This window comes from Azospirillaceae bacterium (assembly GCA_028283825.1).
GTDB lineage: Bacteria > Pseudomonadota > Alphaproteobacteria > Azospirillales > Azospirillaceae > Nitrospirillum.
Genome location: JAPWJW010000002.1, coordinates 326,849 through 344,158, shown reverse-complemented (window position 1 = coordinate 344,158; position 17,310 = coordinate 326,849). Strand labels below are relative to the sequence as shown.

The 17,310-nt window shown below is 68.1% G+C and carries 13 protein-coding genes; 3 read left to right on the top strand and 10 right to left on the bottom strand.

What is annotated here, in order from left to right:
- Positions 1 to 10: 10 nt before the first annotated feature.
- The 5 genes from PW843_10225 to hpnI form a co-directional block, all read right to left on the bottom strand.
- Entirely contained in the window at positions 11 to 655 is a 645-nt protein-coding gene (locus PW843_10225) for an HAD hydrolase-like protein (protein MDE1146984.1), read from the bottom strand.
- An 88-nt stretch (positions 656 to 743) separates the two neighbouring features.
- On the bottom strand, positions 744 to 2,342 hold the full coding sequence (locus PW843_10220) for an inorganic phosphate transporter (GenBank protein MDE1146983.1): 1,599 nt from the start codon (positions 2,340 to 2,342) through the stop codon (positions 744 to 746).
- 91 nt (positions 2,343 to 2,433) lie between these two features.
- A complete protein-coding gene (gene hpnK / locus PW843_10215) occupies positions 2,434 to 4,302 on the bottom strand; it encodes a hopanoid biosynthesis-associated protein HpnK (protein MDE1146982.1) in 1,869 nt (622 codons plus the stop codon).
- Between the two features lie 19 nt (positions 4,303 to 4,321).
- Complete coding sequence (hpnJ, locus tag PW843_10210; protein MDE1146981.1) at positions 4,322 to 5,749, bottom strand: hopanoid biosynthesis associated radical SAM protein HpnJ; 1,428 nt, start codon at positions 5,747 to 5,749, stop codon at positions 4,322 to 4,324.
- Entirely contained in the window at positions 5,746 to 6,936 is a 1,191-nt protein-coding gene (gene hpnI / locus PW843_10205) for a bacteriohopanetetrol glucosamine biosynthesis glycosyltransferase HpnI (protein MDE1146980.1), read from the bottom strand. Before hpnI ends, hpnJ begins: the two co-directional genes overlap by 4 nt.
- Positions 6,937 to 7,333: 397 nt before the next feature.
- Between hpnI and PW843_10200 the strand changes: the two genes are divergently transcribed.
- Entirely contained in the window at positions 7,334 to 8,107 is a 774-nt protein-coding gene (locus PW843_10200) for a VacJ family lipoprotein (protein ID MDE1146979.1), read from the top strand.
- Between the two features lie 177 nt (positions 8,108 to 8,284).
- Here the strand turns inward: PW843_10200 and PW843_10195 are convergent, their stop codons facing one another.
- From PW843_10195 to PW843_10175, 5 genes are all read right to left on the bottom strand, one after another.
- Entirely contained in the window at positions 8,285 to 9,493 is a 1,209-nt protein-coding gene (locus PW843_10195) for a cellulase family glycosylhydrolase (GenBank protein MDE1146978.1), read from the bottom strand.
- A gap of 418 nt (positions 9,494 to 9,911) precedes the next feature.
- A complete protein-coding gene (locus tag PW843_10190) occupies positions 9,912 to 10,586 on the bottom strand; it encodes an ABC transporter substrate-binding protein (GenBank protein ID MDE1146977.1) in 675 nt (224 codons plus the stop codon).
- Positions 10,583 to 12,493 carry a 1-deoxy-D-xylulose-5-phosphate synthase gene (gene dxs / locus PW843_10185; protein MDE1146976.1) on the bottom strand — a complete coding sequence of 637 codons (1,911 nt, stop codon included), beginning with the start codon at positions 12,491 to 12,493 and terminating at the stop codon, positions 10,583 to 10,585. Before dxs ends, PW843_10190 begins: the two co-directional genes overlap by 4 nt.
- 78 nt (positions 12,494 to 12,571) lie before the next feature.
- Positions 12,572 to 13,438 (bottom strand): polyprenyl synthetase family protein, encoded by an 867-nt coding sequence (locus tag PW843_10180; protein ID MDE1146975.1) that lies wholly within the window; start codon positions 13,436 to 13,438, stop codon positions 12,572 to 12,574.
- 235 nt (positions 13,439 to 13,673) lie between these two features.
- Entirely contained in the window at positions 13,674 to 13,967 is a 294-nt protein-coding gene (locus PW843_10175) for a hypothetical protein (GenBank protein ID MDE1146974.1), read from the bottom strand.
- Positions 13,968 to 14,367: 400 nt separating this feature from the next.
- Here PW843_10175 and PW843_10170 point away from each other — a divergent pair, with 400 nt between their 5' ends.
- Positions 14,368 to 15,111 (top strand): response regulator transcription factor, encoded by a 744-nt coding sequence (locus tag PW843_10170; GenBank protein MDE1146973.1) that lies wholly within the window; start codon positions 14,368 to 14,370, stop codon positions 15,109 to 15,111.
- Between the two features lie 15 nt (positions 15,112 to 15,126).
- Entirely contained in the window at positions 15,127 to 17,253 is a 2,127-nt protein-coding gene (locus tag PW843_10165) for a sensor histidine kinase (protein ID MDE1146972.1), read from the top strand.
- The last annotated feature ends 57 nt before the right edge of the window (positions 17,254 to 17,310 follow it).

Below are 17,310 nucleotides of genomic sequence, written 5' to 3'. Positions count from 1 at the left end.
ACGTGTGCCCTTAACCATTGAAAACCGCGACCAGCCGCCGCAGGTCGGCCAGACCCCGGACGTGGTGATCCGTTCGGCCGTCCCACACCACGCCGTCGCGCAGGGTCTGGACGGTGGGCGCGCCCAGGCAGCGGCCGGCGGCCAGTTCCGCCTCGGGATTGTCGCCCACCACCAGCACGGCGGCGGGGTCCAGCCCGTGGCGGGTCATCAGGTCACGGAAGATCGCCTCCTTGCCCCGATGGCCCGGCTGGTCGATGGCATCGACATGGATTTCGCGGAAATGGGGGGCGATGCCCATGGCGGCGATCTTGCTGTCCTGCAAGCGCCGGAAACCGGTGGTGACCAGGAACAGCGGCAGGTCGAAGGCGGGCAGCAGGCCGATATCGTCGTAGGCCGCCATGGGCCCCGTCACCACCACGTCGCCGGTGGCGGCCCAGGCGGCGTCGCGCATGGCCGGGGTGAAGCCATGCACCGCCGCCACCACGTTCAGCGGCAGGCGCCAGATGTCGGCAAAGGCGGCCAGCAAGGCCGCCCCGTCCAAGGTGCCGGCGTTGGTGGCGCGGATGGCCTGGAACACGGGGTCCATCAGGCCGGGCCCGATGGCGTCGGCGGCGCTGAGGCAGTTATCCAGGTCGAAGATGATGGCCTTGATCATGAGGTGTCGGCTCCTGCGTGAGGCCCTAGCATGGGACAGCGCTGTCCCCAGGGCAACGCGCCCCTGGGGATTGCAGCCATGAGGGGTGTCAGAACAGGTGGCGGAACAGCCAGAACAGGCTGCCGGCCAGGGCGATGGAGGCCGGCAGGGTCAGCACCCAGGCCATGGCCATGTTGCGCACCGTGGCCCATTGCAGGCCCGAGCCGTTGGCCGCCATGGTGCCGGCCACGCCGGACGACAGCACGTGGGTGGTGCTGACCGGCAGGCCGAAGGCGTCGGCCGCACCGATGGTGGCCATGGCGACCAGCTGGGCCGACGCGCCCTGGCCGTAGGTCAGGTGCTGCTTGCCGATCTTCTCGCCCACCGTCACCACGGTGCGGCGCCAGCCCACCATGGTGCCCAGGCCCAGGGCGATGGCGACACCGACCTTCACCCAGGTGGGGATGAAGCGGGTGGCATGGTCGTAGCGGCCCAGCAGATCCCTCAGCGCCCCGCGCTCATCCTCATTCAGGATGGGGCCGCCCTGTTTCTGCAGGCGACGCAACGCCTCCGCCGACAGATACATGTCGTTGCGCATCTGGCCCGGGGCCACGCCGGACAGGGCGCCGGAGAAGCGCAGCTGGTCGGCGATGCTGGCCGTCAGTTCGCGCAAGCCGCCCAGGGTCGTGCTGGTCAGGGTGCCGGTGCGGACATAATCCTCCACCGCCACGCGCGGGTCGGCGGGCGTGTGTTCCACATGGTGGCTCAGCACATCGCCGGCGCGGTCGAAGGTGGCGATGTAGGCCGGCGTGTCGGCGGCGGTGATGGCGCGGTTGAGGCCGTAGGCCGTGGGCATGGTGCCGATCAGGATCAGCATGATCAGGCCCATGCCCTTCTGCCCGTCGTTGGACCCATGGGCAAAACTGACGCCGGAACAGGTCAGCACCAGCAGGCCGCGGATCCAGGAGGGCGGCGGCGTCTTGCCCTTGGGCGCCTGGAACAGCGCCTTGTCCTTGATGGTCGCGCGCATCAGGACCAGCAGCAGGGCCGCGCAGACGAACCCGACGACGGGGGAGATCAGCAGCGTCTGGATGATCTTGCCGGCCTGGCCCCAGTCCACGCCGCTGGCGGCGGCCCCCGGGGCGGCCATCAGCTGGTTCATCAGGCCGACGCCGATGATGGACCCGATCAGGGTGTGGGAACTGGAGGACGGCAGGCCCAGGGCCCAGGTGCCCAAATTCCACAGCACGGCGGAGATCAGCAGGGCGAACACCATGGCGAAGCCGACATTGCTGCCCACCCGCAGGATCAGTTCCACCGGCAACAGCGAGACGATGCCGTAGGCGACGGCACCGGTGGACACCAGCACGCCGGCGAAGTTGCACAGGCCCGACAGCACCACCGCCGCATGCGCCGGCAGGGAATGGGTGTAGATGACGGTCGCCACGGCGTTGGCGGTGTCGTGGAAGCCGTTGACGAATTCAAACCCCAGCGCGATCAGCAGCGCCACGCCCAGCAGCAGGAAGGGCAGCGCCGAGCCGGTGCCCAGGCCGCGCAAATCCCCCGCCACGTTGACCGCGACATACCCCAGGCCCACCGCCAGCACGGCCAGCAGCGCCAGGGACCCCAGCCGGGCGGCGGGGCCGGCGGCATGGGCCGCGATCGGGCTTTGGACCAGCGGGGATTGGACCGCATCAAGATGCGCCATGGGAATGCGAGGCTCCGGTTGCGTTAGCCGTTGGCAGCGCGCAACGGCGCCGGAAGATCGCGCGAACCCGCGCGGATGGCGTTGATCATGATCATGCCGCCTTGGCCTTTCCCAGGGCGGTCCAGGCGACCAGGCCCGGCAGGAACACCACCAGGTCACGCAGGCGGCGGGCGGCGGCCAATGCCAGGGCCGTGGGCGCGTCCAGGCCCAAGGCCGCGCCCAGCAACAGGAAGGCGCCTTCCTGCACGCCCAAGGCACCCGGCACGATGAAGGCGGCACTGCTGACGGCCTGGATCAGGCCCTCGATCACCAGCGCCTCGACGATGCCCAGGGGGTGGCCCAGCGCCCACAGCGCCAGCCAGACCTCGCCGGCACCCAGGGACCAGCCCAGCAGCTGCCACAGGAAACAGCCGGTGATGGCGCCGGTGCGGCGGTACATGGCCTTGGAGGCGCGATCGATGCGGGCACTGTGCGCCATGATGCCGGCCAGGCGGCCGGACGCCGCCTTGTCCAGCACGCCGGTGACCTTGGCGAACAGGCCGGCGCGCTGCACCAGGATGAACAGGGCGACCAGCGGCACCATGGCCAGCAGGCCCAGGGTGACCTGGCCCGCGATGCCCACCGGGCCCTTCAGCGCCACCAGCAGGCCCACCGCCAGCAGGGAAAAACCCAGCTGGCTGAGGATGGAGATGGCCATGTCCACCACCAGGCTGGCGGCGGCGGGTGCCACCCGCACCCCATCCAGGCGCAAAATGCGGAAGGAGACGATCTCCCCCCCGATGCGGGCCACCGGCAGCAGGCCGTTGACCGATTCGCGGATCCAGACATTGCGCGCCATGGCGCCCAGGCTGGGCCGCTTGGCACCCGGCAGCAGGACCTGCCAGGCGCGCGCGTTGGCCACCATGGGCACGGCGTGGAACAGGCCGGCGATCACCAGGCCGACGCCGCCGGTCTTCAGCAGGGCCCACAGCGTGCCGGTATCCTCACGCGCCACCAGGACGACGGCCAGGATCAGGCCCAGAAGGGCGAACAGGCGCGCGGCCTTTTCCATCCGGGTCCGTCCTATTCCAGGGTCAGCGGCAGGTCGCGGAAGCCGCCGCGCGGGAACGGGGCCGCCAATTGCTGCACCTCCGGATCCAGCAGGGCCGCCAGTTCGTCGCGATAGCGGTAGCCGGGGGCGCCACCGGGCACGTCGTCGCTGACCGACGGATGCATGTAGATTTCGGTCACGCCCGGGGGCAGATGGGCCAGGGCGCCGCGCAGGCGGTCGGCCGTGACGGTCCCCGGTCCAGGCCAGGCCCAGCACCTGGTCGGGTGCGGCCAGGCCGGCGCGGCGCACCTTGGCGCGCAACAGCTTGGCCCAGGGGCCGGTGACATGGTGCAAGCCCAGGTCCGCGTCCGGATCGACGGCGCGGATGACCGACGCCGGTTCCACCGGCACCCGCATGGCGGTGGCGCCGTGGCGGCGCGCGGCCGCCAGCAGGATGCGGCCCACGGTGGGGTGCAGATGGTAATGCTTGTGGGCGTTGACGTGGTCCAGCTTCAGCCCGGTGGCGCGGAAGGCCTGGAACTGCGCCTCGACCTCGACCGCCACCTGGGCCGCGACCCGGGGCCGGAAGAAGATGGACGCCCCGACCTTGGCCAAGTCGTTGCGGAACCAGCCGTCGGGACCCACCAGGTCCGGAATCTGATCGGGCGGCAGGAAGGGTTTGCCATCCACCAGCACCACATGCAGGCCCACCGCCAGGCTGGGCAGGCCGTGCGCCAGGGCGGCGGCGGCATGCGCGGCCTCACCCGCCACCATCAGGCTGGCGGCGGTCAGGATACCTTGGGTGTGGGCTTCGACCACGGCGGCGTTGACGGCGGCCGACAGGCCGAAATCATCCGCGGTGACGATCAGGCGCCGCCCGTCCGCCCCGGGGGGGGCGGACGATGCGGCGCCTGTCTGTAGGACAGCCATTTTAGGGGGCCGGTTCGCCTTAGGCGGCGGTGCGGCGTTCGCGCAGGAACTGCCAGAACTCCACGCCCTCACGCAGACGGCGCTTCATCATGTCCCGGTCACGCACCATCTCACCGACGATGGAGGCGATCTTGCCGCTGCGGAAATAGAACTTCTTGTAGAAGGTCTCGACCGAGTTGAAGATTTCCGTGTGGCTCAGATGGTCGTAATGCAGCGGGGCGATCTGCACGCCGTGCTCGTCCACCAGCTCGGCGTTGGAATCGTCCAGCCAGCCGTTCTCGATCGCCTGCTGGTACAGGAAGGTGCCGGGGTAGGGGGCCGCCAGCGACACCTGGATGGTGTGCGGGTTGATCTTGGCCGCCCACTTGATGGTGTCCTGGATGGTTTCCTGCGTCTCACCCGGCAGGCCCAGGATGAAGGTGCCGTGGATCTGGATGCCCAGCTCATGGCAATCCTTGGTGAACTTCTCAGCCACCTCGACCCGCAGGCCCTTCTTGATGTTATGCAGGATCTGCTGGTTGCCGGACTCGTAACCGACCAGCAGCAGGCGCAGGCCGTTGTCGCGCAGCACCTTCAGGGTCTCACGCGGCACGTTGGCCTTGGCATTGCACGACCAGGTGATGCCCAGCTTGCCCAGTTCCTTGGCGATGGCCTCGGCGCGCGGCAGGTTGTCGGTGAAGGTGTCGTCGTCGAAGAAGAATTCCTTCACCTGCGGGAAGTTCTTCTGCGCCCAGGCGATCTCCTCCACCACATGGCCGACGCTGCGGGTGCGGTAGCGATGGCCGCCCACAGTCTGGGGCCACAGGCAGAAGGTGCAGCGCGACTTGCAGCCACGGCCGGTGTAGATGCTGAGGTACGGTGCCTTCAGGTAACCGATGAAGTACTTCTCGATTTCCAGGTCGCGCTTATAGACCGGGCTGACCCACGGCAGGCTGTCCATGTTCTCCAGGATCTCGCGATCCTCGTTATGGATGACCACGCCCTCGGAATTGCGGAAGGACAGGCCCTTGATGTCCGACCACTTCTTGCCGTCGGCCACGTCCTTGATGGTGAAGTCGAATTCATTGCGGGCGACGAAATCGACGACGGGGGCCTGGATCATGCTCTTGTCGGCCTCGACCGCCACCTTGGCGCCGATCAGGCCGGCCTTCAGGTTGGGGTTGACGGCCTTCAGCGCCTCGATCGTCGCCACGTCGGACTTGAACGACGGGGTGGAGGTGTGCAGCACCACCATGTCGAAGTCTTTGATCTGGGCGGTGATGTCGGACAGCTTGGTCTTGTGCGGCGGGGCGTCGATCAGCTTGCTGTTCTCGATCAGGGCCGCCGGCTGGGCGAGCCAAGTCGGGTACCAGAAAGACTTGATTTCGCGGCGCGCCTGGTAGCGCGAGCCGGCGCCGCCGTCAAAACCGTCGAAGGAAGGCGCCTGGAGAAAAAGCGTCCGCATCATGACCCACCATTTTCGCCGACCGGCACCATCGTGCCGTCGGATTTGACCGAAAAGCGCTGTCCGCGCCAACTCACGTTTCGAATGCCAAAGCTGGCAACGAACACCACAAATGACAAGACGTCTCTGATCAATCCAGGCCATTGCGGCCGGGACCGTGTGATCCGTGCATCAATCGTCACCTGAAGCACGACCCGGGCCGCCACCGCAAGCCCAAGCAGCAGGATGGACCACGCATGCCAGCCCGCGAAAATTGCCCCAAGCAGGGCCAAGGGCACGGGATGGGTGACGACGGACCCGGCATAGCCGCCCGGATCCAGGCCACGGATGGTGCGCGCCCAGCGCAACTCATGCCGCAGCACCGCGCCCAGACGTGACTCGGAAGCCAGGTGCCCCACCACGAAGGGCGGCACCGCCACGCTCAACCCCAGGCCGCGCACCGCCATGCCGATGGCATGGTCGTCGGCCAATATGTCGCGGAATGCCGGGAAGCCGCCGATGCGGTCCAGCGTGTCGGCCGTCAGCGCGATGGTGGACCCGAAGCAGGGCTTGGCCATGCCAAGGCGCAGGCCCACCAGCACGTTGGGCAGGAAATGATGATCCACGGCCCGGGCCGCCTGATCCTGCCAGAACGACCGGGGATCCGACGGCTCCCCCCGGTAGAGGCAGGTGACCAGGCCCACGCCCGGCCCGGCCAACGCCGCCGTCACCCGCGCCAGATAGTCCGGCGCCACGGCGATGTCGCTGTCGGCCAGCACCAGCACCTCATGCCGGGCGGTCGTCATCATGTTGATGACGTTGGAAATCTTGGCGTTGGCGCCATGCCGCGTAGGGTCGATCACCAGATCGAGCCGGACCGGCGCACCCGCCGCTTCCAGGTCCGCCATCACGGCGCGCACCACGGCGATGGCGGCATCATCGGCCGACTGCACCCCGCACACGATCTGGACGGGGCCGGCGTAGTCCTGGGCGGCCAGCGCCCGCAGGCGATCGGCCAGGCCGGGCTCGGCGCCGTGCAGGGGCTTCAGCACCGTCACAGGCTGCACCTCCGTCACCGTCACCCGGTCAGAGGGCGCGAAAAAGCGCCGCGCGCTGTCGGCGGCGGCCACGCTGTACAGCGTGCCCACGCCGGCCATCGCGCCCAGGCCATAGGCCAGCACGTCCGTAACAAGGGTGGTGGGAAACGACATCCGTCAGCGACGCTCTGGGGCAGAATTCAGGCTGGCGACACTATTTCGACCGCCATGACCGCCGTCTTATCGCAAGCACGCGACCGGCGCCATGGCCGGTGTTCGCCAGCGCAACAATCCGATACACCAAATGCCAAGGCGGCACCTGTGACGAATGGCATAGCGGCCCCATTCCCGTGCGCTATTGCCTTTGTGTCGTATCATCCGGCCGGCATTATTGCGCCGCGTGCTCCGGTATTGCGCGGATGGCGTCGTAGGCGGAAGGTGGCGGTCGGAACATTCTGTTGTTATGCACCTTGTTACACTTGGCGCGACGCCAGCGGCGCCCATTTCATTCCAGTCCCTTCCCTATTTTCCCCATCCCCTTTGGCCTTCCCTCCCAGAAAGCATTATCCCCATGATCAGACAGTCCCGCGCGGCATTGGCCGCCTGCCTCCTGATGGGCCTGATGGTGGCCGGCTGCGCCGCGCCGCCGAACGGCGGTCGCGATGAATTGGGGGTGATCGAACCCTGGGATCCGTTGGAAAACGTCAACCGCGTCACCTTTGACGCCAATATGTGGCTGAACGACAACGCGGTGGGGCCGGCGGCGCGGGCCTATCGCTGGGTGACGCCGGAATACGTCCAGGTGCGCCTGCGCAACGGCATCGGCAACCTGAATGAGCCGATGATCTTCGGCAACGACCTGGCCCAGGCGCGGGTCAAGGCCGCCTTCACCACCTTCTGGCGCTTCATCTTCAACAGCACCATCGGCCTGGGCGGCCTGTACGACGTGGCGACCGACATGGGCCTGCCGCGCCAGACCGGCGACGTCGGCCAGACCCTGTACGCCTGGGGCGTGCGGGAAAGCCCCTATCTGGTGCTGCCGCTGCTGGGACCGTCCACCCTCCGCGACGGTGCGGGCGTCGGCGTGGAAATGTGGGCGGACCCGATGGGCCGCATCTTCGACGCCAACGACGGCGGCGACGCCAACATCCCCATCGCCATCGTCTATGGCCTGGATCGGGCGCGCGAGCTGGAAACGCTGGATGAGCTGAAGAAGGGCACCATCGACTTTTACGCCCAGCTGCGCAGCGTCTGGCTGCAGAACCGCCAGGCGGCGCTGGACGAAGCCATCGGCGCCACCCCCACCACCAGCATGCCCGACATCCCGGACGCGCCCGCGCACTGAGACGCGTGGCCGTTGATCGTGACCGATCAACGGCCCCCTCAATCGGCGGGCGCCGGCATCCGCCGGCTTGCCTTCCTCGATTTCCAGTCCGCTACGCTCCCCGGAAATCTCCGGCGGCCGCGGTCGCGGCCTACAGCGGCATGAGGCAAGGCCTCATGCCGCTGATATGAAGGTGCCTTAGGTTGCGCCCACGGGGGCGAGCGCCAGATCCTCGCGCAGGCATTCCAGCAGGGCGCGGTCCAGCTGGTGGCCGTCCACCGCCTCGTAGCGGACGTCGGGCCGACGGCTGTCCATCACGCCGAAATCGCCCCGCATGTTCCATAGGCACCAGCCCCAGCCGGCCGCGCGCCAGGCGGCCAGGCAGTCCCGTGTCCAGGCCAGGACCACCGGGTGCGGGGTGTAACGATAGGCGCCCCATTCCCCGACGATGACACCCACACCGGTGGCCGCCAGGTCCGCCCAGGGCTGGATGCATTCGCGCTGAAGGCTGGCGACATCCGTCACCGGCAGGCCGTCCACATGGGCGCCCGGCACCAGCGGCGGCATGGGCCATGTCGGCACGGGCCAGGCATCCGACCCCTTCACCCAGCCGGCCTTGTAATGGCTGATGTGGAAGGGCTCATAGCCCCGGGTGCCCTGGGCCAGGCCCAGGGGGCGCAGTTCGGGAACGGGCCGGCGACCGCCCTGGGTTCCGTCGGCGATGATGACGCGGTCCGGGCTGGTGGCGCGGATGGCGGCCACCGCACCGGTGACCGCCCGGACATAGGCCGCCCCCGTCACGTCCGGCGGCTCATTGATCAGGTTGAAGGACAGGTGGCGGGCATCGACCGTGCGGTAGCGCTGCGCGAACAGGCCCCATTGCTGGGCGAAGCGCTGGCGCACGGCGTCGTTCTCCGGGCTTTCCGGCCCCCACAGATCGCCCGCCTCCTTCGGCGGGTTGACGCAATAGCCGGGCGCGCGGTGCAGGCACAGCGCCACGTGGATGCCCCGCTGGCGCGCCCAGGCCAGGGCCTCATCGATCTGGCGCAACGGCCGTTCGCGGATGCCGCCGTCGGGCCGCGTCCAGATGCGGTAGTCCAGGGGCAGGCGCACGAAGTTGAAGCCCCAATCGGCGATCAGGTCGAAATCGGCCTCGCGATAGGGCTGGTCATGGGCCAGCGTGAATTTTTCCAGCAGGTTGAAACCGCGCCAGCGCGGCAGGCGCGCGTTGGTGGCCAGCGGCCAGGACCCTTCCGCAGGCCCGTCGGCGGGCCCGTCGAACCGTTCCTGCGAACAGCCGGCGAAGGCGGTCATGCCGGCCAGCCCCGCCGCCGCCAACGCCACGTCGCCCATCCGCGCCAACAGGCGCCGACGATCCGGGTCATACACCTGGCCAATCAACATCATTCCTCCCTTTTTTATTTGTTCCCCAGACGCCGGCGCCGGTGTCCACCGGCTTGGCTTCCTCGCCTTTCAGTCCACTCCGTTCCCCGAAAGGCTCCGGCGGCCGCGGTCGCGGCCTACAGCGGCATGAGGTTTCATGCCGCTGGTACCAGGACGCGCCCCATCGCGGACCAGCGCGGCGCCGCTTCCGATGTCGAACAGAATGGTTGGTGATCTTGGTGGCGCCGGCCTTCAAGGCCGCGTTCGCCCGCTCCCGTTTATCATATTAATCGCCCGTTAATTGCACTATGGCGACGACTCGGAAGGGCGTCAATCCTATACGATTTTTGTTTTATTAATTCGGCCACCCAAAACGCCAAAGGGCCCGGCCCTCCCTTCGGAAGGCCAGGCCCCTCTTTTCCACAAACCTGAATCGCTGGCCTCAGCTGCCGGAAAGCAGCTGCTGCGCCTGCTTCTTCAGGCTTTGGGCCAAACCATCGGGGCCGCTCTGCGCCACGACGGAGGTGAACTCCGACCGGCGGGTGGCCAACTGGCTGATGGTGCCGTTCAGGTAGACGTCGACGACGCGGGCGTCGCCGCCGGCACCACGCATCAGGTAGTTCAGCGGCACCGCCGGCTGGTCCTTGGGCGTCAGCTTGGTCTCGACGATCTTGTCGGCCCCGCGCGCCTTGGGCGCGGGTGCCACGTCGAACGTCTCACCGTTATAGCCGTCGAACTGGTTGGCGTAGGTCGCCACCGTCACCTCGGTGAAGGCGTCGATGGCGGCCTGCTGCTGTTCCGGCGAAAACTTGGCCCAGCCCGGCCCCACGGCCAGGCGGGTCATGGTGCCCATGTCAAAGGTGTCCTTGACGGCCGGGGCCAGCTTTTCCGCACGGCCCTTCACGCCCAGCTGCTTGGCGTTCTTCATGCAGCTGAGCAGCACGTCGTAGAAACCCTTGATCCGGGCGACCGCCGGATCGCCCGCCTCGGGGGACGCCGCGTCCTGGGCGGCGGCCGGCATGGGCATGCCGACCATGGGCCCGGCCAGGGCCAGGGAAAGCAGGGCCGCCGCCACAGCGCGGCCCTTGGCAACGTCCACCCTTACGGTTCGTGTCATGCGGTCCTCACCTGCGCGTTGGCGCCCAAGGCCTTCAGCACGGTATCGACGATGCCGTTGGCGTTCAGGCCGGCCTCGTCATACTGCTTGGCGGGGCTGTCGTGCTCCTGATAGCGGTCGGGCAGGACCAGGGGGCGGAACTTCAGGCCGGCGTCGAACAGGCCCTCTTCCGCCAGGTACTGCATCACCTGGGCGCCGAAGCCACCCACGGACCCTTCCTCGATCGTCACCAGCACGTCATGCTCAACCGCCAACTGGCGAACCAGTTCCCGGTCGATCGGCTTGGCGAAGCGCGCGTCCGCCACCGTCGTCGACAGGCCGCGCGACCCCAGCTCTTCCGCCGCCTTCAAGGCCTCACCCAGGCGCGTGCCCAGGCTCAGCAGCGCCACGGTAGTACCCTGGCGGACGATGCGGCCCTTGCCGATGGGCAGGACCTCGCCCTTCTCCGGCATCTCGATGCCCACGCCCTCGCCACGCGGGTAGCGCAGCGCGATGGGGCCGCTGTCATGGGCGACGCTGGTCGCCACCATGTGCACCAGTTCCGCCTCATCCGCCGCCGCCATCACCACCATGTTGGGCAGGCAGCAGAGATAGGCCAGGTCGAAGGCGCCGGCGTGCGTGGCGCCGTCCGCCCCCACCAGGCCGGCACGGTCCATGGCGAAGCGGACCGGCAGGTTCTGCAAGGCCACGTCGTGCACCAGCTGGTCGTAGCCGCGTTGCAGGAAGGTCGAATAGATCGCCACGAACGGCTTGTAGCCTTCCGTCGCCATGCCCGCCGCGAACGTCACCGCGTGCTGCTCCGCGATGCCCGTGTCGAAGGTCCGCGTCGGGAACGCCTGGCCGAACAGGTCCAGACCCGTGCCCGACGGCATCGCCGCCGTGATCGCCACCACCTTGTCGTCGGCCTTGGCCTCCTTGATCAGGCTGTCGGCGAAGACGCGGGTGTATGTCGGCGCGTTCGCCTTGGCCTTGGCCTGGGCGCCCGTCACCACGTCGAACCGCCCCACCGCGTGCAGCTTGTCGGCCGACGCCTCCGCCGGGGCGTAGCCCTTGCCCTTCTGCGTCACCGCGTGGATCAGCACCGGACGGCCGTTCGGCTCATCCCGGATGTTCTCCAGGATGGGAACCAGCTGGTCCAGGTCATGCCCGTCCACCGGGCCCACGTAATAGAAGCCCAGTTCCTCGAACAGCGTCCCGCCCATCACCATGCCGCGGGCGTATTCCTCAACCCGGCGGGCGGCGTTCTGCAGGGGACGCGGCAGGCGTTCCGCCACCTGGCGGCCGATGTCGCGCAGGTTGCGGTACTGGCTGCTGCTGACCAGGCGGGCCAGGTAGCCGGACACGGCACCCACCGGCGGGGCGATCGACATGTCGTTGTCGTTCAGGATCACCACCAGGCGGGAGCCCAGGGCGCCAGCGTTGTTCATCGCCTCATACGCCATGCCGGCGGAGATGGAACCGTCGCCGATCACCGCGATGACATGGTTCTTGGCACCCGACAGGTCGCGCGCCAGCGCCATGCCCAAACCGGCGGAGATGGAGGTGGAGCTGTGGGCGGCCCCGAACGGGTCGTACTCGCTCTCCGACCGGCGGGTGAAGCCCGACAGGCCGCCGCCCGTGCGCAGGGTGCGGATGCGGTCGCGGCGCCCGGTCAGGATCTTGTGCGGGTAGGCCTGGTGGCCAACGTCCCAGATGATGCGGTCCGCCGGCGTGTCGAACACGTAGTGCAGCGCCACCGTCAGTTCCACCACGCCCAGGCCGGCGCCCAGGTGGCCACCCGTCACCGACACCGCGTCGATCGTCTCGGACCGCAGCTCATCCGCCAGCTGGACCAACTGCTCCGGACGCAGCTCGCGCAGGCGGTCAGGCGTCGGACACAGGTCCAACAGCGGGGTCTTCGTCGCCATTCATCGGCTCCCAAATAATTCTAACCGGCCTCTGACGGGCCGGTGCCAGAAAAACACTTTTGCACAGGTCGTGAAAAATCACGACTCCCGGTCGATCAGCATGAAAGGCAGGCCGCGCAACGAATCCGCCGCCGGACCGAAACCATCCAGGCGGGCCGCCGCCTGTTCCGCCAGCTCGACCACCTTGGCCCGCGCGGCGTCCAAACCCAGCAGGGAGATCAGGGTGGCCTTGCCCTGGGCATCGTCCTTGCCCACGGTCTTGCCCGCCTTGGCGCTGTCGCCGACGGCGTCGATCAAATCGTCGGAGATCTGGAAGACCAGGCCGAAGTCCGCTGCATAATCGCGCAGGATGGCCCGTTCCGTCTCGCTGGCGCCGCCCAGGATGGGCCCGGCCTCGCAGCAGAACTCAAACAGGGCGCCCGTCTTCAGCTTCTGCAGCGTCAGGATCTCATCGTAGCCGAAGTCGGAATTGGGCGCTTCCATGTCCATCATTTGGCCGCCGATCATGCCCAGCGTGCCGCCGGCCTGGGCCAGCTTGGCGATCAGGGCGCAGCGCACCGCGGGATCGGTGTGGGCCGCCGGCAGGGACAGCACCTCGAACGCCAGGGTCAGCAGGGCGTCGCCGGCCAGCAGCGCCGTCGCCTCATCGAACTGGACATGGGTGGTGGGCTTGCCCCGGCGCAGGGTGTCGTCGTCCATGCAGGGCAGGTCGTCATGCACCAGGCTATAGGTGTGCACCATCTCCACCGCCGCCGCCGCCTGCAGCCAGTTGTCCTCGGACACGCCGAACAAGGCGGAGGACGACTTCACCAGGAAGGGGCGCAGGCGCTTGCCACCCGCGAACACGGCGTAACGTGCCGCCTCCTGCACCCGGCCGATGTAGCGGGCGGGCTGGGGCAAAAGGGATTCCATGCGCTGTTCGGTCTGGCGGGAGGCGAGGCCCATGGCCTCCAGCAATTCACGACCCGAGGGGTAACGGCCCGAGGAAGTGGAGGAGGACGCCGGGGAAGAAACAAGGCCGGTCACTGGAAGAAACCTCGAAGATGGATGCATCAATCAATGCTGGGCACACTCCGCCAGCGCCGGGCCAGTGTCAATTACTGGCGTCCGCAAGGCGCCGTTGCGCCGGCCGTAACAAACGCTGGGGCAGGAACGAACGCGCAAGCGCAACGGCGCGTAATTAATCGATCATTCCGACATTGTCGGTGTCGGCCGACACAGCGTCGACCGACGGGGACTCGGACAAGGTGTCGCTGCTGGCGTTTCCCCGCCGCGGCGACACCGGCGTCATCCAGGGATCGGCCCGCGAACCGTCGGCCGAAACGCAGACACCCAGGGCGGCGATGCCGTCGGCCTCCAGCATGCCGCCGCGCCGAATCCACAGGTCGCGCTCCGCCCCCGACGGAACGGAGGACGCCACGCGGTAGCACTGTTCGGCGGCGCGCAGCAGCGCCTGTTGCCTTGCCTGCCCCATCGGCTCCGTCCCATGACCTTGGCTGATGTCACGCCCCAAGAACCGCCCATGCCCGGCCGGCCCCGCGTGAAGGCGGGATGCTAATACTACCATGCCGATAGATTCAACGGCGAACACGCCCCCGGACCCAATAAAAAACAGGGGGATAGCGGCTGGCGGCGGATCGCCCCCATGCGGGAACGGGACAGTGCCACGCCCCGGCCGACGGCCGCCTGGACGGGATGCCGAGACGGGGCAAACAGCCGCCGTTAGGATATTGCTATAAAATTAATACAAAATTAGACTATCCCCATACAATAGTACCGGCCACCGCGCCGGGCGGGGGGCTGACTGAATCAATTCAGTCATAGAACCAACGAACCACAAACAGTCTCGGCACCTTTCAGTAGAAAAGATCACCATGGCAGACCTGGATGCGATATCAGAGGCCGACGCCCCACGCGTGGTCCTGGTGGAAGATGATACCGACCTTCGGGAATTACTGGCCCAATGCTTGAGCAGCCAGGGGTTGTCCGTGGCGACGGCGGGGTCGGGTCTGGAGCTTTACCGCCACATCGCCAAGGAGCCGGCGGACATCGTCATCCTGGATATCGGCCTGCCCGACCAGGACGGCTACGCCATCGCCAGCTTCCTGCGCGCCAACACCAACATGGGCCTGATCATCCTGACCGCGCGCTCGCGCGTGGATGACCGGCTGAAGGGCTTCACCAGCGGCGCCGACCTGTATTTCGTCAAGCCGGTGGACTGCCGGGAACTGGCGATGGCGGCCGTCAACCTGGCCCGCCGCGTCGGGACCCAGCCGGAAAACGGCGAGATGCAGCCGGCACCCGCCCCGTCCGCCGAGGCCTGGGTGCTGGACAACGCCCGCTGGGCCATCCAGTCGCCCCGTGGCCTGCCCGTGCGGCTGACCGCCAAGGAATTCGACCTGGTGATGGCGCTGACGCAGGAACCGGGGCGGGCGGTGGACCGCACCGCTTTGCTGGACATGCTGGACTACGCCAACACGGTGCAGGGCAGCCGGGGCCTGGACGCCCTGGTCAGCCGCATCCGCCGCAAAATCGAGAGCGCGGTGGGTGAGCCCTTCCCTATTCAGACGGTCCATGCCAAGGGTTACCTGTTCTCCGCCCCCATCAAGCACCTTTGACGATCTTTTAGACCCATGACGGCGTCCGGCCCGCCCCCAAGACAGACGCGCCTTCCCCGCACGGCCTGGCCGGCGGGGGTATGGCTGCTGCTGCTGGCCTGGGCGCTGCTGGCCTGGATGCCCGTCGCCGCGAGGGCGGCCGACACCGGGCCCTGGGGGCAGGCGCCGCTGGTCCTGGACCAGGACGCCGATTCCCTGCCCATCGCCGGCCATATGGAATATCTGGTGGATGCCGGCGAGACGCTGACCCTGGCCGACGTGGCCATGGGGCCGGCCAGCCGCCACTTCCAGCCGGTGGAGGGCAACCTCAGCCGTGGCTTCACCCTGACCGACACCTGGGTGCGCCTGCGCGTGGTCCGGCCCGCCGGCGCCGACGACACCTGGTACCTGGAGTTGCTGCCCAGCTTCCTGGACACGGTGGAGATCTACGTCGCCCTGACGCCGGCCGACGCCCCGCCGCCCAGCAGTGCCGCCGCCTACGGCCGCACGGTGCAGGGCGACAGCGAGCCCACGGAAAACCGCCTGGTCCGCTACCGCGCCTTCACCCAGGCGCTGGCCTTCAACGGCGCCGGCCAGGCGTGGATCTACGTCCACATCCACACCACCAGCACCACCATCCTCAGCGGCCAGCTGTACCGCCACATCCCGCTGATGAACCATCTCGGCGGCTCATCCCTATGGCTGGGCTTCCTGCTGGGGGTCGGGTCGGCGGTGCTGATCGCCAACCTGATCTACAGCTTCTGGCTGAACGACCGGGTGTATTTTTATTACAGCGCCTACCTGATCAGCCTGCTGGGCCTGGCCATGGGCTCCTTCGGCGCGCTGGCGCAGATCTTCCCCGGCGTGGCGCCGCAACTGGCCAACATGGTCACCGGCTGCGCCGTCTGCGGCGGCATCCTGACCGGGGCGCTGCTGACGGAGCATTTCCTGCGCCTGCGCGAGATGCTGCCCCTCATCAGCCTGCTGAACCGCATTCCGGCCATCATGGGGGGCCTGGGCATCATCGCCACCTTCGCCGGCTACTACACCATGGCCGGCGCCTCGCTGGCCACCGTGTCCTCCGCCTACATGTTCATTTATCTGGGCTCGGCCATCTACCTGGCCCGGCGGGGCCAGCACGGCGCCCTGATGTACAGCCTGGCCTTCGGATGTGCCTGCATGGCGGCGCTGATGGGCTTTATGCGCACCCTGGGCCTGATCCCGGAGTTCCAGGGCATGGAGGTGGTATCCCAGGCGTCGTCGATGGTGCACATGATCCTGATGAACATCGCCATCGCCTACCGCGTGCGCCGGCTGGAGAAGGAACGCAAGGCCGCCCTGGCCACCGCCCTGTCCGCCTCCGTCCATGCCGAGCAGCGGGCCCTGGACATGGTGGCGCTGCGCACCCGCGAGCTGTCGGCCGCCAAGGAAAGCCTGGAACAGGCCCTGGCCGCCGAACGCCAGGCGGTGCGGGAGCAGATCCAGTTCATCGACATGGTGTCGCACGAATACCGCACGCCGGTGTCCATCATCCGCACCGGCATCGACATCATGCAGTTGCGCGGCCCCGCCAGCCTGGCGGACGAGAGCAAGGGCCGCGACCTGCTGAAACGCATGGGCCGCGCCGTGGACCGGCTGGTGGAGATCATCGAGGTCGGCCTGCGCCGTGAGACCGACCGGTCCCCCGGCCTGCACCTGGAAACGCGGCCCCTGCGGCTGGAGGCGGTGGTGGGCGAGGCCGTGCGCTCGCTGCGCGCCTCACACCCCGAGCAGGCGGTGCAGATCAGCGGCGACGTGCCGGCCGACGTGCAGGGCGACCCCGCCCTGCTGAAGACCTCCATCCTCAACCTGCTGGAAAACGCCGCCAAGTACGGCCCCAGCGGGGCGCCCATCCGGGTGGAACTGGCGCAGACGGACGGGCGCAGCGCCGTGCGCGTGATCGACCAGGGCGGCGGCGTGGCCCCGGCCGACCGCGAGCGCATCTTCGGCAAGTTCGTGCGCCTGTCCTCGGCCGAGCGCATCCCCGGCATCGGCGTGGGCCTGTACCTGGTGCGCCGCATCGCCGAACTGCACGACGGCCGCGCCTATTACGACCAGGGCCGGATCGACGGCTGCTGCCTGGTGCTGGAAATCGCCAACACCCCCTTGCCCAAGGCGTCTTGATACATAACGCCGCGCAGCGGCACGAGGGTTTGCCTCGTGCCGCTGTAGGCTGCGACC